This is a genomic window from Leifsonia psychrotolerans (assembly GCF_013410665.1).
Taxonomy (GTDB): domain Bacteria; phylum Actinomycetota; class Actinomycetes; order Actinomycetales; family Microbacteriaceae; genus Cryobacterium; species Cryobacterium psychrotolerans_A.
This window is the reverse complement of the sequence record NZ_JACCFM010000001.1, coordinates 1,845,762-1,864,577: the sequence shown is the minus strand read 5'-3', so window position 1 is coordinate 1,864,577 and position 18,816 is coordinate 1,845,762. Positions and strand designations below refer to the sequence as shown.

Genomic DNA, 18,816 nt, shown 5'->3' with positions numbered 1-18,816 from the left:
CCGACACCGCAATGGAGCATCCCGAAATGAAGAAATTCGTCAACGACCCGAAGCACTACGTTCCCGAGATGTTGCGTGGCATCGCGCTGGCAAACCCTGACACGGTGACCTACGTGCCCGAATACAACCTGATCATGAGAACCGACATTCCCCGGTCAGACAAGGTGTCGATCGTGCAGGGTTCGGGCTCGGGGCATGAGCCGGCACACGTGATGTTAGTGGGCAAAGGGATGCTTGACGCAGCCTGTCCCGGAGATATCTTTGCCGCCCCGCCGATGGACTACGTCTATGAGACGACCAAGCTCGTGGCATCGCCGAAGGGCGTACTGCTGTTGGTGAACAACTACACCGGCGACAAAATGGCCTTCGAGATGTCGCAGGAGATGAGCGCGGCCGACGGAATCACAGTAAAAACCCTGTTCATTGACGATGACGTGTCGGTGCAAGACTCGACCTACACCGTGGGTCGACGTGGGGTGGCCGGCAACTTCTTCGTGATAAAGGCCGTCGGGGCTGCGGCCGAGTCGGGCGCCGACCTGGACGAGGTTGTGCGGATCGGCGAGAAGGTCAACAGCGTCACGCGCACCATGGGCATGGCCTTGACCTCATGCACGCCGCCCGCAAAGGGTTCGCCCCTGTTCGAGCTCGGCGAGGACGAGATGGAGATGGGAGTCGGCATCCATGGCGAGCCAGGGCGGCGGCGGGCCACGCTGGCGAGTGCGAATGAGATCGTCGACGAGCTGCTTGAGGCAGTCGTGAACGACCTGCCCTACCAATCGGGCGACCGTGTCGCTCTCATGATCAATGGCCTGGGTGGCACCCCGATCAGTGAGCTCTACATTCTGTTCGGTCGCGCCCATGACCGGCTGACGGAGAAGGGGATCACCGTGGGTCGCGCCTATGTGGGCGAGTATTGCACCTCGCTCGACATGGCCGGGGCGTCGCTGACGCTCGTGCGGCTCGACGACGAAATCGAAGAGTTGCTCGCCGCTCCGGCAGAAATTCCTCTTCGGATCTTTTAGATCTGTTCGCTCGCTCGGCCGCGCGGTGTCGTCCCCGATGCCGACGTGGATGAGCCCCGCACCGCCTGCACGGCGCCGGCCAACTCGGTGAGGAACCTGTCGGCGTCTGCGGGGCTGAACAGCAGCGGGGGGCGCACCTTGAGGGTGCTGTTGGCGAGACCGGATGCGCCGATCAACACGTGTCGGCGGCGTAGCTCGTTGAGCAGAGCGATCGTGCGAGCTTCATCAGGGCGGCCGTCAGCATCGATGATGTCGATGCCGATGAACAGGCCGGCCCCGCGGATCTCACCGAGTTCCGGGGTGGTGTGCGCGAGGTCCCGCAGCTGTGCGCGAAGAGAGTCGCCCACCCGGCGCGCGTTCAGGGGCAGCTGTTCGTCGCGCAGAATGTTCAGCGTGGCCTGCGCCGCGGCGATTGACACCGGGTTGCCGCCGAACGTGTTGAAGTAGCGCATGCGGGAACCGAACTCGTCGACGAGGTCACGCCGGGCGAGCATCGCCGCAATCGGCATGCCATTGCCCATCGGTTTTCCGAGTGTGACGATGTCGGGCACGATGCCGTGCCGACTGAACCCCCAGAGGCCGGATGCCGGCTCGGCGAACCTGTGTGGAGCATCCGACCAACTGCCCAAACGACCGAACCCGGCCTGCACCTCGTCGGCGATGACGAGGCCGCCCGCGGCATGCGCTGCGGCGACGACCGGGGCGAGAAAGCCGGGGGAGCCCGGCGCTGTCGGTGCGGGCCGCACACCGTCGCTGGCGAAGATTGTGTCGACGATCACTGCCGCGAGTCCGTGTGGGCTGTCGCGCAGCTCGTTGATTGCGGCGGCAACCTGACGCACGAATGTGAGTCCGTCGCCCACCGGTGCCTCGACGACGCGCACCCAGGGCGCGACGGTGTCGAGGCCGCCGAGTGAGGGGGAGATTGCCGCGATTTCGGTGGTGACGCCGTGATAGGCGTTGCGGGTGACGATGACGCCTGCATGCCCGGTGACGGCCTTCGCGAGGCGCAGGGCAAGGTCGTTCGCCTCGGACCCGGTGCAGGTGAACATGGCGTTGTCGAGGCCGTCGGGCAGAGTAGCGAGCAGGTCGGATGAATAGTCGACGATGCCGCGGTTGAGATAGCGCGTATGCGTATTGAGTTGTGCAGCCTGCCGGGCGATTGCCTCCACGACGCGCGGGTGCGAGTGACCGACCGAGGGAACGTTGTTGTAGACATCGAGGTATTCGGTGCCGTCAGCGTCATAGAGCAGCGTGCCGGAGCCGCGCACGATCTCGACCGGCTGATCGTAGAACAGGCGATAGGCGTTGCCGAGCAGTCGCTCGCGCCGACCGACAAGCTCGCGCTGTTCGGCAGCAAGCTCGTCTATGCGGCTGGGGGTGAAGTAACTGCTCGGGCCGACCACTAGAGACGTCCTTCCGGATAGATCGTGTGGCTCACACGCCGGAACTGATGCAGGGTGGCATCGAGGGCGCGGGCCGTGTAGGGCGCATTTGTGGGGTCTGACGCGGCCAGCCAACTGCCGAGTACGAAGCGTTGAAGCAGCCGGCCGACGGCGAGCGGATGCAGCAGCTCGAGCTCGAGTTCGGTGAGCGGGTCGACCTCGAGGTAGCCGTCGCGCAGCGCGTTTGCTGCCGTCCATGGGTCGGCCTCGCGCTCGCCGGAGAGGTAGCCGGCCGCGTACGACATAGCCACGGCAAGATTGGCAGCCCGAGAGCTCGACACCGTGTCGCCAAAGTCGAGAATGCCGGTGACGAATGCGGGTGCGGCTCGGTCGACGATCACGTTGCCGCCGTGAAAATCGTTGTGAACGACCTGGCGCGGAAGAGACTTCAGAAGCGGCAGCGTCAGGGTGAGTAGCTGCTGCAGCACGATGCTGAGCTCGGCGCGAATCCCCGGGTCTTCGACGCAGTCGAGTTTCGGGACGAGGGCGGCGAGACGGTGCAGATCCCAGGGGAACTCGCGGTGCGCTGCGGGGTGGTCGAAGTCTTCGAGGGCGCGCGCGAGGCGGGCCAGTGACAGCCCGACGGCGTGAAGCTGCTCCAGGGTGCATGGCGTGCTCTGCAACAGCGCGCCCGGCAGATAGCTGAGCACGCGCGCGATGCGCACCTCACCGTTCGGCAGCGCGAGACGGGGGAGGAGCTCGCCCGAGGTGCTTCGGATGCCGCGCTGGAGCGGGAGCGACGGGTCGCGTCGACCGGCGTGGGCGAGTGCCGCGCACTGCAACTCGATCTGTGCCGCGTCGTCGTCGGGGCGGGCGATTTTGAGGACGAACCGGTCTGAGTCCCGCGTGAGCACCCGATAGGTATCGTCATTCTCGGTATCGAGACGGGTGAGGTCGGTGGCGCGGATGCCCCAGTGTGCCTCGAGAAGCTGGCCGGCGGCATCCGGTGTGAGCCGTGTGAACGGTGAACCCAGTGTGCTGATCACCGGGTCAGTCAACCACTGAGAGGGCGGGTGGCGCCACAAGAACGAAAACCAGTGCACCGATTGCGACCAGCCAGCATGCGGCCATGATGGCCGAGCTGACGTCTTCGGTATAGTCCAGAAAACTCAGGCCGTTGAAGAGGCCCCCGATGGTGAAGAAGCACGTGATGCCGCTCGCCCAGCGCCACCGTGCCCGCTCTATGCGACAACTGAAAATGAACAGCACGAGTGAGCCGAGCACAAGCCCGACCCCGATCAGTGCGTGAAGAAAGAGCACGGGCCCGCCGAGACCGGTGAGAGCCCAGATCAGACTGGCCAAGGATCGGCTGAAGTACTCGTTTCCGGTCGTGCCGGAATGCGAGGCGGGCAGGGCCACAAAAAGGTTCAGGGTCATGCCCGCGATGAACTGCACGACGTAGATCCAGAGCAAAACGATCGCGAAGCGGCGCAACGACAGAGCGGTCATATCGCTGGGTTACTCCTGCGCGTTGCGAGGCGCAAGGGCGCCGAATACGCATCGGCCTCTGGTATGCGCGGTGAACCTGGTCACGCGCGCATCGTCGGCATGGCGAACATCAGTGCGCGCGAAGTTCAAACCATCACAGTGCCACTCCCGTTCAGGGAACTCCAGGAGTTTTTCGCCGCTCTGAGTATGAAATTGAGTCGACCAGCGGCACGCTGAACAGCTGCTTGAATTGGATGAACTCTTCCCGGGCAGAGCCGGTACCAGCACCTGACGTTCACCGGCCCGCGATAAGCTCGAACCCGATCATCGATGACCCGGCCTTGTTAGACCCGGCATGAGGGGGAGCGAGCGGCACATGTGGTTTCGGAGAAAGAAGCCGGTCTCCAAGCCGTTTGATTTCTCGACGCTGCCCCAGGCTGCGCCGGCCAGCCTCGAAGACATGGTCTCCGAGAGCATAATGCTCGCCCGGTTCGCGGCCCGCATGGCACTGAAGAACCAGATCATCATCGGAGTGCTCAGAAACTCGCGGGCCTACGATCCCGCGGACTATACCGACGCGGCTCGCGACGTGCTCGACGAAATTGTCGAGGAATCAGAGGAGTCGGCCCGCCTGGCCTGGGAAGAGCGCGAAGCCGCGGAGGGGCGGGTCGCGCTCAGCAAACATCAGCACGACTACACCGAGGGCGATACCGCGAACCTCAAGCGCCGCGAAGATGTTCACTCCACGGTAGCCAGTCGGCTGCAAGCACTGCGCGATGACGACGACTACATCGCGGGGTTCATTGAGAGTGCTCGCGACGCCGCCTGGACCGACATCGCCCTCGCTATCTCGGCGAAGCTCGACCGGGATTGGCCGACGCTCGCCAGCGATGGCCATGGTGTTGAGCTTGATACCGGTCCCGAGTACGCGCAGCACCGTGCCAAGCGTCTTCGGCAGCTCAGCCGGGACCTGACCCAGCTGTCCCGCGAAGCCAAACGCACAAAATGAATCGCCGCGGTGCGTGATCGAGTGGGTTGGACATCCGTATCTCTGCTAAACTCTTCAGGTTGCCGTCTAATCGGCCGCGGATAAAGAGAGCCCAGGCATTCTGCCCCGGGCACCGCGCAATGAGAGAAAAGGGGATACCAACTATGGCACTTGAAGCTAATGCCAAGAAGGCGATCATCGAAGAGTACGCAACCCACCCAGGTGACACCGGATCCCCCGAGGTTCAGGTCGCGATGCTGACGCAGCGCATCAAGGACCTCACCGAGCACCTCAAAGAGCACAAGCACGACCACCACTCGCGTCGTGGCCTGCTTCTGCTGGTGGGTCAGCGTCGCCGTCTGCTCGGCTACCTGTCGGATGTGGACATCAACCGCTACCGCTCGCTGATCGAGCGCCTCGGTCTGCGTCGCTAATACGCAGTCTTCGAAGACAACGCGATCTTCTTCGAGACGGGCCGTCACCTTCGGGTGGCGGTCCGTTTTGTGATGTCCGGAATAAGACGGGCGCTCGGCGGGTTCGCCTCAGAGATGACTACAACGCTCCGCCTTTCGGTACTCGATCTCATTCCCGTTCGCCGTGGCCAGACGACGGCTCAGGCTCTCACCGCCACAATCGCACTCGCGCGGCAGGCCGACGTACTCGGCTTCGAGCGCTACTGGGTGGCCGAGCATCACAACATGCAGGCGGTCGCCTCAACGAACCCTCCCGTGCTCATCGGCATCATCGCCGCTAACACGCAGCGCATCAGGGTCGGCTCCGGGGGAGTCATGCTGCCGAACCACGCTCCGTTGGTGATCGCCGAGCAGTTCGGCCTGCTCGAGGCCGCATTCCCCGGCCGCATCGATCTCGGCCTCGGCCGTGCTCCGGGCAGCGACCCGGTGATTTCAGCGCTGCTGCGCTCGAGCGGGGCGGTGAGCGAGGTGGATGCGTTCCCGCGCAACATCGGCGACATTCTGGCACTGCTGCACCCGGATGGGGCGAGTCTGGCCCTGACCAGCGGACAGAACTACGACCTGCGAGCGACTCCGGCCGCCAGCAGCGTTCCCACGGTCTGGCTGCTCGGCTCGAGTGAGTACTCGGCCCACCTGGCTGCCGCACACGGCCTGCCCTACGTGTTTGCCAACCACTTCTCGGGCGAGAGCACGGTCGAGGCGCTGAACATCTACCGCAAGGAATTCACGCCGAGCGAGACCGAGAAGGCGCCGCGCACGTTTCTCACCCTCAACCTGTCGGTCGCCGACACCGCGGAAGAAGCGCGTGCGCTCGCGCTGCCACAGATGCAGCAGATGGCGAAGCTGCGCAGCGGCCAGCCGCTCGGCCCCTTGGCCACGGTCGAAGAGGCGCAACTGGCCGAGGTGACCCCGATGCAACAGGAAATGATCGAGCGGATGAGTGCATCCTGGATTGTCGACGAGCCGCGCGCGGCCGCCGCGCGTATTCGGGCGCTGGCCGTCGAGTTCGGTGTCGACGAGGTCATGGTGCAGCCTGTCGGTTCCGCGTATGCCGGTGCTCCGCGCGACGCCTCACCCGCACGGATGCGTGCGCTCGAGTTGCTGGCGGCCGAACTGCTGGGCTAGCAAGCTGGAGCTTCTGGGCTAGCCAGATGGAACTGGTGGGGCAAAATGGGGTGGTGCGCCGCCACCCGCTTCTCCTCACCCTCACGCTCGCGTACCTCGCAGTCATTGGCGTCATCACACTCGGCCCGCAACCGCTCGACCCTGATTCGACCTCCGGGCTGCGGCTGCTGATCGATCACATCTCCAACACGCCGTTCACCGCATGGATCAGCTACAGCCTGGTTGAGTTTCTCGCAAACATCGCGATGTTCGCGCCGCTCGGGCTACTCATCGCGCTGCTGTCGGGAGCACGCCGCTGGTGGGCCGCGATCCTGTTCGGTTTTGCGGTGAGTTGCATGATTGAATTCAGCCAGCTCTTTCTACCCACGCGCGTGAGTGATCTGCGTGACATCATTGCCAACACACTCGGTACGGCGCTGGGCGTCGGTATCGCCTGGCTGATCACGCAGCATATGCACGCTCACAGTGGTGTGATGCGGAAGCGGGAATAGGAATCGGGTATCCGCCGTTGAATCCGATATACATGCAAACGCATTGAAGTTCGAGAGGTTGAACATGCAATTCGGAATCTTCTCCGTCGGAGATATCACCACCGACCCCACAACCGGTCAGACACCGACCGAGAACGAGCGCATCAAGGCCATGCTCGCAATCGCGCAGAAGGTCGAAGAAGTGGGGATGGACGTCTTCGCCACTGGCGAACACCACAACCCGCCGTTCGTGCCGTCCAGTCCGACCACCATGCTGGGCTACATCGCCGCCAAGACCGAGAGGATCATCCTCTCGACCGCCACAACGCTGATCACCACCAACGATCCGGTGAAGATCGCCGAAGACTATGCCATGCTGCAGCACCTCTCCGACGGTCGCGTCGACTTGACGCTCGGACGAGGTAACACTGGCCCGGTCTACCCGTGGTTCGGTAAGGACATTCGTCAGGGCATCCCGTTGGCGATCGAAAACTACGCGCTGCTGCGCAAGCTCTGGCGTGAAGACGTCGTCGACTGGGAAGGCCAGTTCCGCACGCCCCTCCAGGGCTTCCAGTCGACGCCGCGCCCGCTTGACGGTGTGCCACCCTTCGTTTGGCACGGCAGCATCCGCAGCCCTGAAATAGCCGAGCAGGCCGCCTACTATGGCGACGGCTTCTTCGCGAACAACATCTTCTGGCCCAAAGAGCACTACATGAAGCTCATCAGTTACTATCGGCAGCGCTTCGAGCACTACGGGCACGGCTCGGCTGATCAGGCCATCGTCGGCCTCGGCGGGCAGGTTTTCATGGCCAAGAACTCACAGGATGCGGTCACCGCGTTCCGCCCGTATTTCAACAGTGCCCCCGTCTACGGCCACGGACCGAGCCTCGAGGAGTTCACCGAGCAGACCCCGCTCACTGTCGGCAGCCCGCAGGAAGTGATCGACCGCTACTCGACCATGCGCGAGTATTACGGCGACTACCAGCGCCAGTTGTTCCTGATGGACCACGCCGGTTTGCCGCTGAAAACCGTGCTTGAGCAGCTCGATATCCTTGGCGAGCAGGTTATTCCCGTCCTGCGCGCGGAGTTCGCTACGAATCGTCCGGCCCATGTCCCGGATGCCCCCACCCACGCCTCGCTCACGGCGGCGGCCGACGAGGCTGCGGCTGCGGAGTTCGCCCAGGCAGCCACTGTGCGCGGCGAAGCGTTCGGGCTTCCCCACGCTGATGCATCCGGGGCGGCCTCATCATGACGACGCGCACTCTCGCTGTGATTTCTGCCGGGCTCAGTCAGCCGTCGTCGACCCGCATGCTGGCCGACAAGCTGGCCGCAGCCACCGTGGCCACCCTGGCCGAACGCGGAATTGAAACCGAGGTGCTCAGCGTTGAACTGCGCGATATCGCCACCGACATCATGAACAACATGCTCACCGGTTTCCCGAGTCCGAAACTTGACACCGTGATTGAATCCGTCACCGGGGCCGACGGGCTGATCGCCGTCACGCCCATCTTCACGAGCAGTTACAGCGGGCTGTTCAAGACTTTCTTTGACGTGATCGACAATCGTTCGCTCACCGATATGCCCGTGCTGATCGGGGCAACGGCCGGCACCGCACGTCATTCGCTTGCGCTCGACTACGCCCTCCGCCCGATGTTCACCTACCTGCACGCAGTCGTAGTCCCCACTGCGGTGTTCGCGGCCTCGGAAGATTGGGGCAGCGGCGGCGCCTCCCTGAAGACGCTGCCGGAGCGTATCCACCGTGCTGCAGGGGAACTGTCCGCGCTGATGGTGCACAGCGATCGCTCGCACCTCGTGCCTGACCCGTTCGTGCTCGACGCCTCTTTCAGTCCCGCCGGGAGTTTTGCTGCAACCTAGGAGGCTTTACGGCGTCGCACCGTCACCGATAGAGTGTGGCGGTGCGACGCGGTTCTCGTTCGCGCGGTAGGCCAACGACGGCAGGCACCCCGGGAGACCCAACGGTGATGACAGCGGTATCGACCGGGGCCGTGCGCGCACACGCCTCGACCGCGTTGGGTGCGCGGATCTGGGTTGCACTCGTCTCGGTCGGGCTGATGGGCCAACTGGCCTGGACCGTCGAGAACATGTATCTGAACGTGTTCGTCTACGACACGATTTCTGACAACCCCACCGTCATTGCCGCGATGGTCGCGGCCAGCGCCCTCACCGCCACGCTGGCCACACTGCTATTCGGCGCGATCAGCGACCGGCTTGGCCGCCGCCGAGTCTTCATTGCGGGAGGCTACTTACTCTGGGGGCTCTCGACGATGGCCTTCGGGCTGATCTCGGTCGAGGGCTTCGAACAGTTCGCGCCGATTGCCGACGCCATCGTGCTCACCGGCATCGCGGTGATTCTGCTCGACTGTGTGATGAGCTTCTTCGGTTCGAGTGCCAACGATGCGGCATTCATGGCCTGGGTGACGGATGTCACAAGCGCCGCGAATCGAGGACGTGTCGAGGCGGTCCTCGCCGCACTTCCGCTGCTGTCGATTCTGATCGTGTTCGGCACTGTCGACGGCTTCGCGTCACGCGGGGACTGGCCGACGTTCTTCGTCATCGTCGGAACGGCCATCATCGCCGTCGGCATCCTCGCGTGGTTCCTGGTGCGCGACGTGGCGGGCATCCGTCTGCACAATGACGGAGTCTTCCGCTCGATCGTCTACGGATTGCGCCCGGGCGTCGTGCGCGCCAACCCCCGGCTATATCTCGCCTTTCTCGTGGTTCTCGTGCTGGGTATCGCCAGCCAGATCTTCCTGCCCTACCTGCTCATCTACATTCAGCGCTACCTCAAGATCGAGGAATACGCACGTGTGCTCGGCATCGTTTTGCTCGGCGCTGCAGCACTGAGTGTGCTCGGTGGGCGTGTCATCGACCGGGTCGGCAAGCTCGCGTTTCTGGGCCCGGCCGTCGTGCTCTATGCGATCGGCCTCGTGCTCATGTTCTATGCGCGCGACACGACCTTCGTCATCGTCGCCGGGATCGTGATGATGGCAGGTTTTATGCTCTCTGTGGCGGCCATCGGTGCTGCGGTGCGTGACTACACTCCGCTCGACCGAGCGGGAGCAGTACAAGGCATCCGCATGCTCTTCGCCGTGCTGCTGCCCATGCTTACCGGACCCTTCATCGGTGCCGCCGTCATCCGCAGCGCCAACGAGTACTACGAAGACCTCGGCGTCATGAAGCAGGTGCCGACCCCCGGAATCTTCCTGGCCGCGGCCTTCATGGTGTTGGTCGTGCTGATTCCGGTGTGGTTCCTGCGGAAGGCCGCGCAGTGAAATCAGCTCTGACCCCGCTTCTCACGCCGTGGGGTGAAGCCCTCGATGTCGACAATCCCCTTCCCGAATACCCGAGGCCGCAGCTGGTGCGCGACAGCTTCCAGAATCTGAACGGTCGCTGGCAGTACGCGATCACTCAGACGGCTGCCGCTCCGCACGTTTTCGACGGCGACATTGTCGTTCCCTTCTCTCCGGAAGCGCTGCTCTCGGGCGTGCAGCGCCAGGTGCAACCCGCCGACTATCTGCACTACCGCCGGCAGTTCACCCTCGCCGGGGCGGTAACGCCGACCGCCGACGAACGTGTGCTTGTGCACTTCGGGGCTGTCGACCAGCACGCTGAGGTCTGGCTGAACGGCATTCTGCTTGGCGAACACACCGGAGGCTATCTGCCGTTCTCGTTTGACGTGACGGATGCCCTCGCCAGCGGAGGACAGCCAGCCAGTGCTCATTCAGCCAGTGCTCATTCGGCCGGTGCTCATTCGGCCAGTGCCGACCTGCGCCTCGTCGTGCGTGACCCCAGTGACACCAACGAACTCTCGCGCGGCAAGCAGAAGCTGGCGCGCGGCGGAATCTGGTATACCGCCCAATCGGGAATCTGGCAGACCGTGTGGCTCGAACGCACCCCCGCCGTGCGCATCGACAGACTGAGTGTGGTGCCGAACGTCGAAGACTCGCACATCGACGTCACAGTGCACTCGATCGTCGCCGGGCCGGTCAGCGTGATGGCCGCGATGCCGTGCCGCATCGAGGTGCGTGCGGAGGGTGAGCTGGTCGCCGTGGTCGACGCCGTGGCCGATGTGCCGGTGCGCATCCCCGTGCCGGAACCGCGGCTGTGGAGCCCGGAGTCGCCCTTTCTTTATGACATCACTGTCACTCTCGGCGACGACCGAGTCGACAGCTATGTCGGGTTGCGATCGTTCGGCATGGGGCCGGATGCCGGAGGAATTCCCCGCCTGCTGTTGAACGGCGAACCCTACTTTCATGCCGGCGTACTCGATCAGGGCTATTGGTCGGACGGCCTGTACACGGCGCCGTCCGATGCGGCGATGGTGCACGACATCCAGACCATGAAAGACCTTGGTTTCACGATGCTGCGCAAACACATCAAGATCGAACCGTTGCGCTGGTATTACCACTGCGACAGGCTCGGCATTCTGGTCTGGCAAGACCTGGTCAACGGGGGCGGCAGCTACCGGCCGATGGTCGTCACGGCGCCGGTGCTCACGAAGCAGCACCGGAACGACCAGCGCTATCGGGCGTTCGCCCGCACCGACACCATCGCCCGTGCCCACGCGATGGGCGAGCTCGCCGAAACAGTCACACTGTTGCGCAACGTGGCGAGTATCGCCGTCTGGGTTCCGTTCAACGAGGGCTGGGGGCAATTCGACGCCCTCGAGGCCACCCGGGTGCTGCGCGAACTCGACCCCACCCGCACGATCGACCACGCAAGCGGGTGGCACGATCAGGGCGGGGGAGACCTGACAAGTCTGCACGTCTACTTTCGCAAATTCACCGTGCCGAAGCTGCGCGAGAAGACTGCTCACCGGGCCCTGGTGCTCTCGGAGTACGGCGGCTACAGCCATCGTTTGCCCGCGCACAGCGTGAGCAGACGCGAGTTCGGCTACAAACGGTTTTCGACAACGGCTGCCCTGGCCAGGGCGTTCACCCGGCTTCACGAGGCAGAGATCATCCCGGCCATCGCCCGCGGGCTTGCGGCCACGGTCTACACGCAACTCTCCGATGTTGAAGACGAGACGAACGGGATGCTCAGCTACGACCGGCGTGTGGTGAAGCTGCCGCAGGACGCGGTGCTGGCTGTGAATCGGCGGCTCAGCTACCCCCGGTGACGCCTGCTCCCGGGTTTTACACGGGCCCTCTGTTAGACTGGTCACGGTCGATCTGAGGGTTGACTGAACTGAAGCACAATATGGAGCAGGCTGGCAGGACGCTGGTCCTCGGTGGTGGTTTCCCAACAGGCCCGGTGGCCCGATGGTGAATTTCTACTGGTGGCCAGCACTAGCGCGGCAATGAAAGATCGTCTCGGCTGAGATTCTGCCTGTTCCCTGCTTCTCTGTTCCACTCGCGCGCCATACGGGCAAACGAGTCTAAACAAAGGAGATAGACCTCTTGGAAGGTCCAGAAATCACGTTCGCCGAAACCGTTATTGACAACGGCACGTACGGCAAGCGCACCATCCGTTTCGAAACTGGGCGTCTCGCCCAGCAGGCGCAGGGTTCTGCCGCCGCTTACATCGACGAAGAGACAATGCTTCTCTCCGCCACCAGCGCGAGCAAGCAGCCGAAAGACAACTTCGACTTCTTCCCGCTCACCATCGACGTTGAAGAGCGTATGTACGCCGCCGGTCGCATCCCGGGCAGCTTCTTCCGTCGCGAGGGTCGTCCCTCGACCGAAGCCATCCTCACCTGCCGCCTGATCGACCGGCCGCTGCGCCCGTCGTTCGTCGACGGTCTCCGCAACGAGATCCAGGTTGTCGTCACCGTTCTGGCGATCGCGCCCGACGAGCTCTACGACGTTCTGGCCATCAACGCCGCATCCATGTCGACGCAGCTCGCTGGCCTGCCCTTCTCGGGACCGATCGGTGGCGTTCGCGTCGCCCTCATGCCCGATGAGAAGGGTTCCGGCCAGTGGGTTGCCTTCCCGAAGCACTCGCAGCTCGCCGACGCCGTGTTCAGCATGGTCGTTGCCGGTCGCCTGATCGATGACGGCAACGACGTCGCGATCATGATGATCGAAGCCGAAGCGACCGACAACGCCTGGAACCTGATCAAGGCCGGCGCCGTCAAGCCGAACGAAGAAGTCATCGCGCAGGGCATCGAAGCGTCGAAGCCCTTCATCAAGCAGCTCATCGAGGCTCAGCAGAAGGTTGCGGCCTCCGCAGCCAAGCCGACCGCCGAGTTCAAGCTGTTCCCGCCCTACGAGCAGGAGACCTACGACGCCGTCGCAGCTCTGGCCGAGGACGAGCTCAAGGGTATCTACCAGATCGCCGCCAAGGTCGAGCGTCAGGATGCTGACGACGCACTCAAGGCTCGCGTCAAGGATGCCATCGCGGCTCAGGTCGAGGCCGGAACGCTTCCCGCCTCCGCTCTCAACCAGGTCGGTGCCGCGTACAAGTCGGTCACCAAGAAGGTTGTGCGCACCCGCGTGCTGAACGAAGGCATTCGTATGGACGGACGCGGCCTGGCCGACATCCGCCCGCTCGACGCCGAAGTTGCGGTCATCCCGCGCGTGCACGGCTCGGCGATCTTCCAGCGCGGCGAAACCCAGATCCTGGGTGTCACCACGCTGAACATGCTCAAGCTTGAGCAGACGATCGATTCGCTGAACCCGGTCACCAAGAAGCGTTACATGCACAACTACAACTTCCCGCCCTACTCGACCGGTGAAACCGGCCGTGTCGGAACGCCGAAGCGCCGCGAGATCGGCCACGGAGCGCTCGCTGAGCGTGCCTTGGTTCCCGTGCTGCCGACGCGCGAGGAGTTCCCCTACGCGATCCGTCAGGTGTCTGAGGCTCTCAGCTCCAACGGCTCGACCTCGATGGGTTCCGTCTGCGCATCGACCCTCGCGTTGCTGAACGCCGGTGTGCCGCTGAAGGCACCCGTCGCCGGTATCGCGATGGGCCTGATCTCCGACACCGTTGACGGCAAGACCCGCTACGCGGCTCTGACCGACATCCTCGGCGCCGAAGACGCACTCGGCGACATGGACTTCAAGGTTGCCGGTACGGCCGAATTCGTCACCGCGATTCAGCTCGACACCAAGCTCGACGGCATTCCTGCCTCGGTCCTGGCCGGCGCGCTGAACCAGGCGAAGGATGCCCGCACGACGATCCTCGCCGTGCTGAACGCTGCAATCGACCAGCCCGACGAGATGGCACCGACCGCGCCCCGCGTGATCAGCGTGCAGATCCCCGTCGACAAGATTGGCGAGCTGATCGGCCCGAAGGGCAAGACGATCAACGCCATTCAGGACGAGACCGGCGCCGACATCTCGATCGAAGAAGACGGCACCGTGTACATCGGCGCCGTCGACGGACCGTCGGCTGAGGCTGCGCGTGCGCAGGTCAACGCCATCGCGAACCCGACCAACCCCGAGGTTGGCGAGCAGTTCCTCGGAACTGTCGTGAAGATCGCCGCATTCGGCGCCTTCGTCTCGCTGCTCCCGGGCAAGGACGGCCTGCTGCACATCTCTGAGGTGCGCAAGCTTGCCGGTGGCAAGCGTGTTGAGAACGTCGAAGACGTGCTCGGCATCGGCCAGAAGGTTCTCGTTGAGATCACCAAGATTGATGACCGTGGCAAGCTCTCGCTCGCCCCGGTGCTCGAGGAAGGTGCTGACACGGAAGGCCGTGGCGCCACCACCGAGCACGCTGAGGCTCCGGCCGAAGGCTAGTCAGAAAGATCTCCCGGTTCGCCTCTCGCCAGGCTGCCGGTGAGACGCAAGGGCCCGCTCTGCTTCGGCAGGCGGGCCCTTGTGCTTGCCTGCTCGCCGTACCTGCCCTGCGGACGCGCTACCTACCCTGCGGCGGCGAGATGCGATCGAGCAGCGGTCGCAGCCGATAGGGGATCAGTTCGCCCATCGCCAGCGAGGTGGCCGTGCGGTCGACGCCATCGACGGCGAGAATCGTGCCATCGATGCGAAAGAGATCGTCGGCATCCGTGCAGACCACCTGTACGAGCAGATCGGTCGTGCCGCTCATGCCGTGCGCCTGCACAATCTCGGGAATGCCGGCGAGATCGGCCACGATCTGAGCGAGTCGCTTCTGCTGAACATGCACCTCGATGAAGGCCGTCAGCGGATAGCCGAGGGCCACTGGGTTGATGCGCCGATCGAATGACAAAAACACGCCCGAGGCCTCGAGTCGGGTCATGCGGGCCTGCACGGTGTTGCGGGAGAGTTGGAGCGTGCCGGCGAGCGCCACGAATGTGCCGCGCGGGTCGTCGATGAGCGCACGCAGTAGCTGGCTATCGGTCGCATCAATGCTGTGCATAGTGCCAGACCATAGCACCGCCTTTCGGCGCAGAACAGAGCAATATGCACAACCAAATCGGGCGTGATTGTGCGGTCTGCGCGCCCGACGTACGCTCACGAGAGGTCGAGAGACACCATCGTCCGCAACGACGCGGGGATGCATCCTGAGCGAGGTGTGGCATGAGCGAGGTTCAGGTCGAGTATGAGCAGATGATCACCCCGGCCGGCAGACGGGTTTCCGCCGGTGAGAGCGATTCCTGGGTCGCCGATGTCACGGCCGAACAGCTGATCGCCCTCTATCAGGACATGGTCGTCGTGCGCCGCATCGACACCGAGGCGACGGCGTTGCAACGCCAGGGAGAACTCGGCCTATGGCCACCGCTGCTCGGCCAAGAGGCGTCCCAGGTCGGCTCCGCTCGCGCGCTGCGTTCCGACGACTTCGTCTTCTCCAGCTACCGCGAGAACGGCGTGGCCTGGTGCCGCGGCGTCGATCTCGGCGATCTGCTCCGGGCCTGGCGCGGTATCAGCCATGCCGGCTGGAATCCGTACTCGATCGGTATGGCCTCACCCACGATCATCATCGGCGCGCAAACCCTGCACGCGACCGGTTGGGCAATGGGGGCTGCGCTCGATGGCACGGACTCCGCGGCGATCGCCTACTTCGGTGACGGTGCGATGAGCGAGGGCGACGTCAGCGAGGCCCTCGTCTTCGCCGCCAGCTATCACGCGCCCGTCGTCTTCTTCTGCCAAAACAATCAGTGGGCGATTTCTGAACCGGTCGGGCTGCAGTCGGTGGTGAACCTGGCCGAACGTGCGCCGGGATTCGGGGTGCCGAGCATCCGTGTCGACGGCAATGACGTGCTGGCGGTACTGGCGGTCACACGCCTCGCCCTCGATCGTGCGCGGCAGGGCGGCGGGCCGACATTCATCGAAGCCGTCACCTATCGGATGGGCCCACATACGACGGCCGATGACCCCACCCGCTACCGGGATGCGGCCGAGCTGGAGGAGTGGAAGCTGAAGGATCCGATTCTGCGGCTTCGGCTACTCCTGGAAATCGAGGGCCTGCTGACCCCCGAGATCGAGGAGCAAACGACCACGCGAGCGGATGCCGTGGCCGCCGAACTCCGGGAACGGTGCATCGCTCTGCAGACTCCTGACCCGCTCAGCATCTTCGACGACGTCTACGCGACACCGTTCGCGCCGTTGGAAGCGCAGCGGGCTGAATATGCCGCGTACCTCGCAAGTTTCACCGATGCACACGGGAGCCAGTCATGACCAGACTCACGATGGCCAAGGCAATTGGGGCCGGCCTCCGCCAGGCCCTGCTCGACGACCCACGGGTGCTGCTGCTCGGTGAAGACATCGGCACACTCGGAGGCGTCTTTCGGGTGACCGACGGCCTGCTGGCCGAGTTCGGGGCTCAGCGTGTGATCGACACCCCGCTGGCGGAATCCGGCATCATCGGCACTGCGGTCGGGCTGGCCATGCGCGGCTACCGCCCGGTCTGCGAGATTCAATTCGATGGTTTCATCTACCCGGGATTCAGCCAGATTGTCACGCAGGTCGCCAAAATGCACTCCCGCACTCGTGGGGCGATGACGATGCCGATCACGATCCGGGTGCCCGTCGGCGGGGGCATCGGTTCAGCCGAGCACCACTCTGACTCGCCGGAGGCCTACTTTGCGCACACATCGGGCCTGCGGGTGATTGCGGTGTCAAACCCGCAGGACTCCTACGATCTCATTCGCCAGGCCATCGCCAGCGATGACCCGGTGCTCTATTTCGAACCCAAGCGTCGCTATCACGTTGCGGGCGAGGTCGACCTCGATGCGGCAGATCGGGCGGGGGATCGGGCGCCAGGGCTCGAGCGCGCCGTCGTCGTCGCCCCGGGAACCGATGTGACGCTGGCGACGTTCGGCGGGCTTGTCTCGGTGGCCACGGATGCCGCGCTCGCGGCTGCCGCGGACGGAATCTCGATCGAGGTGATCGATCTGCGCAGCCTGGCACCCATCGACTACGCCGCGCTCGACGCGTCGGTCAGAAAGACCGGCCGGCTCGTGGTCGCGCATGAGGCGGTGCGTTCCGGCGGTCTCGCGGGAGAGATCATCGCGACCGTCACCGAGCACTGCTTCAGTTTTCTCGAGGCGGCCCCGCTGCGGGTGACCGGCTGGGACATCCCCTACCCGCCCTCGAAGTTGGAGGGTCATCACCTGCCCGACCTCGATCGCATTCTCGATGCCGTCGACCGTGTGCTGGGACGCCGCTCATGATCCGGGTCTTTGCGCTTCCCGACCTCGGCGAAGGACTGACCGAGTCGGAGATCGTCGCCTGGCACATCGCTCCGGGCGACACCGTCACACTCAACCAGCACATTGCCGATGTGGAGACGGCAAAGGCCGTCGTCGAACTGCCCTCGCCCTACACCGGCGTCGTTGTCGATCTGCACCAGCCCACCGGTGTCGTGGTGCAGGTCGGCCAGCCACTCGTCTCGTTCGAGGTGACGGATGCCGCACCGCCTGCAGTCACAGAACCCGTGCGCGAGCCCATGCTTGTCGGCTACGGCGCGGCAGCCGAATCGATCGGCCAACCGGCACGCCGCGAGCGTCGAGGCACGGCTGCGGTCGCGCCCGCGGCGACGGGTGATTCAGACGCACCTGCGGGTGATTCAGACGCGCCCGCACGAGAACGACCCCGATCGACTCCGCCCGTGCGCGCCCTGGCCCGCGAGAATGGCATCGATTTGGCGAGCCTGTCCGGAACAGGGCCGGACGGCCTGATCTGTCGGGACGACGTGCTGGCCGAAATAGCTCGCCGCACGGGTGCCCGGCCGGTCTCGCCCGCTCAGGGCGTGGCATCCGCCGCCCCGGGAGAAACTCGTGAAACCCGCAGTCCGATCAAAAGTGTGCGCAAGCTCACCGCAGCGGCGATGGTGCAGAGCGCGTTCACCGCGCCGCAGGTCACCGAGTTTCTCACCATCGATGTGACGCCCACACTGGAGCTCCTCGAGACTCTGAAACACGAGATCGACTTCGCCGATGTGCACCTCGGAATTCTCTCGGTCGCGGCGAAGGCACTCTGCCTGGCGCTCGTGCGCACGCCCGCGGTGAACAGTCGGTGGGATGAAGAAGCCGCTGAGATCGTGCAGTTCCACTACGTGAATCTGGGCATCGCTGTCGCCACTGCCCGCGGGCTTGTCGTGCCCACGATTCCGGATGCCGAGAGACTCGACCTCCGTGCCCTCGGCCTGGCTCTGAGCACCCTCGCCGAGGCCGCGCGGGCCGGCAGGACAGCCCCGGAAGCGCTGCGCGGCGGCACGATCACCATTACCAACATCGGAGTGTTCGGAGTCGACGCCGGCACTCCGATCCTGAACCCGGGTGAGGCCGCGATCCTGGCGCTGGGGGCGATCCGTCGTCAACCCTGGGAGTATCGCGGCGAGGTCGCCCTGCGGCAGGTGATGACGCTTAGCTTGACCTTCGATCATCGACTGGTCGACGGTGAGCAGGGTTCACGCGTGCTGATCGACATCGCCCGAGTGCTGTCGAACCCGGCTCGTGTGTTGACGATGGTCTGATGCCGGAGCAGA

General features: G+C 64.4%; 17 protein-coding genes. 13 read left to right on the top strand and 4 right to left on the bottom strand.

The window, feature by feature from the left end; genetic code table 11:
• Window positions 1–26 precede the first annotated feature (26 nt).
• Entirely contained in the window at window positions 27–1,022 is a 996-nt protein-coding gene (gene dhaK / locus HNR05_RS08690; protein WP_179578652.1) for a dihydroxyacetone kinase subunit DhaK, read from the top strand.
• Here the strand turns inward: dhaK and HNR05_RS08685 are convergent.
• Genes HNR05_RS08685 through HNR05_RS08680 form a run of 3 tightly spaced genes read right to left on the bottom strand, consistent with a single transcriptional unit; the run spans window position 1,019 to window position 3,913 of the window.
• A complete protein-coding gene (locus tag HNR05_RS08685; protein WP_343062525.1) occupies window positions 1,019–2,425 on the bottom strand; it encodes an aspartate aminotransferase family protein in 1,407 nt (468 codons plus the stop codon). The genes dhaK and HNR05_RS08685 overlap by 4 nt on opposite strands.
• Window positions 2,425–3,450, bottom strand: a complete 1,026-nt coding sequence (locus HNR05_RS17570; RefSeq protein WP_343062524.1) for a phosphotransferase — start codon at window positions 3,448–3,450, stop codon at window positions 2,425–2,427. The genes HNR05_RS08685 and HNR05_RS17570 overlap by 1 nt, the downstream gene beginning before the upstream one ends.
• Before the next feature lie 4 nt (window positions 3,451–3,454).
• Window positions 3,455–3,913, bottom strand: coding sequence for a hypothetical protein (locus tag HNR05_RS08680; protein WP_179578650.1), 459 nt, complete (start codon window positions 3,911–3,913; stop codon window positions 3,455–3,457).
• Window positions 3,914–4,268: 355 nt separating this feature from the next.
• Between HNR05_RS08680 and HNR05_RS08675 the strand changes: the two genes are divergently transcribed.
• The 9 genes from HNR05_RS08675 to HNR05_RS08635 all read left to right on the top strand — a co-directional run bounded on the left by HNR05_RS08675 (window position 4,269) and on the right by HNR05_RS08635 (window position 14,648).
• Window positions 4,269–4,901, top strand: a complete 633-nt coding sequence (locus HNR05_RS08675; RefSeq protein WP_179578649.1) for a hypothetical protein — start codon at window positions 4,269–4,271, stop codon at window positions 4,899–4,901.
• 143 nt (window positions 4,902–5,044) lie between these two features.
• On the top strand, window positions 5,045–5,314 hold the full coding sequence (gene rpsO / locus HNR05_RS08670; RefSeq protein ID WP_179578648.1) for a 30S ribosomal protein S15: 270 nt from the start codon (window positions 5,045–5,047) through the stop codon (window positions 5,312–5,314).
• Window positions 5,315–5,428: 114 nt separating this feature from the next.
• Window positions 5,429–6,478 (top strand): LLM class flavin-dependent oxidoreductase, encoded by a 1,050-nt coding sequence (locus HNR05_RS08665; RefSeq protein ID WP_179578647.1) that lies wholly within the window; start codon window positions 5,429–5,431, stop codon window positions 6,476–6,478.
• A gap of 26 nt (window positions 6,479–6,504) precedes the next feature.
• Window positions 6,505–6,969 carry a VanZ family protein gene (locus tag HNR05_RS08660; protein WP_179578646.1) on the top strand — a complete coding sequence of 155 codons (465 nt, stop codon included), beginning with the start codon at window positions 6,505–6,507 and terminating at the stop codon, window positions 6,967–6,969.
• A 64-nt stretch (window positions 6,970–7,033) separates the two neighbouring features.
• Window positions 7,034–8,200: an LLM class flavin-dependent oxidoreductase gene (locus tag HNR05_RS08655; RefSeq protein ID WP_179578645.1), complete on the top strand. Its 1,167-nt coding sequence runs from the start codon at window positions 7,034–7,036 to the stop codon at window positions 8,198–8,200.
• Window positions 8,197–8,823, top strand: a complete 627-nt coding sequence (locus HNR05_RS08650) for an FMN reductase (RefSeq protein ID WP_179578644.1) — start codon at window positions 8,197–8,199, stop codon at window positions 8,821–8,823. Before HNR05_RS08655 ends, HNR05_RS08650 begins: the two co-directional genes overlap by 4 nt.
• 107 nt (window positions 8,824–8,930) lie before the next feature.
• Window positions 8,931–10,241 carry an MFS transporter gene (locus tag HNR05_RS08645; RefSeq protein WP_179578643.1) on the top strand — a complete coding sequence of 437 codons (1,311 nt, stop codon included), beginning with the start codon at window positions 8,931–8,933 and terminating at the stop codon, window positions 10,239–10,241.
• Entirely contained in the window at window positions 10,238–12,088 is a 1,851-nt protein-coding gene (locus HNR05_RS08640; RefSeq protein ID WP_343062523.1) for a glycoside hydrolase family 2 protein, read from the top strand. The genes HNR05_RS08645 and HNR05_RS08640 overlap by 4 nt, the downstream gene beginning before the upstream one ends.
• A gap of 280 nt (window positions 12,089–12,368) precedes the next feature.
• Window positions 12,369–14,648 (top strand): polyribonucleotide nucleotidyltransferase, encoded by a 2,280-nt coding sequence (locus tag HNR05_RS08635; protein WP_179578642.1) that lies wholly within the window; start codon window positions 12,369–12,371, stop codon window positions 14,646–14,648.
• Between the two features lie 118 nt (window positions 14,649–14,766).
• On the opposite strand, the gene HNR05_RS08630 is transcribed toward HNR05_RS08635, so the two are convergent.
• The gene (locus HNR05_RS08630) at window positions 14,767–15,246 is read right to left on the bottom strand and encodes an Lrp/AsnC family transcriptional regulator (protein ID WP_179578641.1); all 480 of its coding nucleotides are present in this window, start codon (window positions 15,244–15,246) and stop codon (window positions 14,767–14,769) included.
• A 161-nt stretch (window positions 15,247–15,407) separates the two neighbouring features.
• Between HNR05_RS08630 and pdhA the strand changes: the two genes are divergently transcribed.
• From pdhA to HNR05_RS08615, 3 genes are read left to right on the top strand one after another with little or no spacing between them, the layout of a single operon-like run.
• Entirely contained in the window at window positions 15,408–16,505 is a 1,098-nt protein-coding gene (pdhA, locus tag HNR05_RS08625; RefSeq protein ID WP_179578640.1) for a pyruvate dehydrogenase (acetyl-transferring) E1 component subunit alpha, read from the top strand.
• A complete protein-coding gene (locus HNR05_RS08620; RefSeq protein WP_179578639.1) occupies window positions 16,502–17,500 on the top strand; it encodes an alpha-ketoacid dehydrogenase subunit beta in 999 nt (332 codons plus the stop codon). Before pdhA ends, HNR05_RS08620 begins: the two co-directional genes overlap by 4 nt.
• On the top strand, window positions 17,497–18,804 hold the full coding sequence (locus HNR05_RS08615) for a dihydrolipoamide acetyltransferase family protein (protein WP_179578638.1): 1,308 nt from the start codon (window positions 17,497–17,499) through the stop codon (window positions 18,802–18,804). The genes HNR05_RS08620 and HNR05_RS08615 overlap by 4 nt, the downstream gene beginning before the upstream one ends.
• Window positions 18,805–18,816: the final 12 nt, after the last annotated feature.

Excerpts from the sequence above, each read along its gene's own strand:
- dhaK (WP_179578652.1), top strand. The coding sequence starts at position 27 with ATGAAGAAATTCGTCAACGACCCGAAGCACTACGTTCCCGAGATGTTG.
- HNR05_RS08680 (WP_179578650.1), bottom strand. The coding sequence starts at position 3,913 with ATGACCGCTCTGTCGTTGCGCCGCTTCGCGATCGTTTTGCTCTGGATC.
- HNR05_RS08675 (WP_179578649.1), top strand. The coding sequence starts at position 4,269 with ATGTGGTTTCGGAGAAAGAAGCCGGTCTCCAAGCCGTTTGATTTCTCG.
- rpsO (WP_179578648.1), top strand. The coding sequence starts at position 5,045 with ATGGCACTTGAAGCTAATGCCAAGAAGGCGATCATCGAAGAGTACGCA.
- HNR05_RS08665 (WP_179578647.1), top strand. The coding sequence starts at position 5,429 with ATGACTACAACGCTCCGCCTTTCGGTACTCGATCTCATTCCCGTTCGC.
- HNR05_RS08660 (WP_179578646.1), top strand. The coding sequence starts at position 6,505 with ATGGAACTGGTGGGGCAAAATGGGGTGGTGCGCCGCCACCCGCTTCTC.
- HNR05_RS08655 (WP_179578645.1), top strand. The coding sequence starts at position 7,034 with ATGCAATTCGGAATCTTCTCCGTCGGAGATATCACCACCGACCCCACA.
- HNR05_RS08650 (WP_179578644.1), top strand. The coding sequence starts at position 8,197 with ATGACGACGCGCACTCTCGCTGTGATTTCTGCCGGGCTCAGTCAGCCG.
- HNR05_RS08645 (WP_179578643.1), top strand. The coding sequence starts at position 8,931 with ATGACAGCGGTATCGACCGGGGCCGTGCGCGCACACGCCTCGACCGCG.
- HNR05_RS08630 (WP_179578641.1), bottom strand. The coding sequence starts at position 15,246 with ATGCACAGCATTGATGCGACCGATAGCCAGCTACTGCGTGCGCTCATC.
- pdhA (WP_179578640.1), top strand. The coding sequence starts at position 15,408 with ATGAGCGAGGTTCAGGTCGAGTATGAGCAGATGATCACCCCGGCCGGC.
- HNR05_RS08620 (WP_179578639.1), top strand. The coding sequence starts at position 16,502 with ATGACCAGACTCACGATGGCCAAGGCAATTGGGGCCGGCCTCCGCCAG.
- HNR05_RS08615 (WP_179578638.1), top strand. The coding sequence starts at position 17,497 with ATGATCCGGGTCTTTGCGCTTCCCGACCTCGGCGAAGGACTGACCGAG.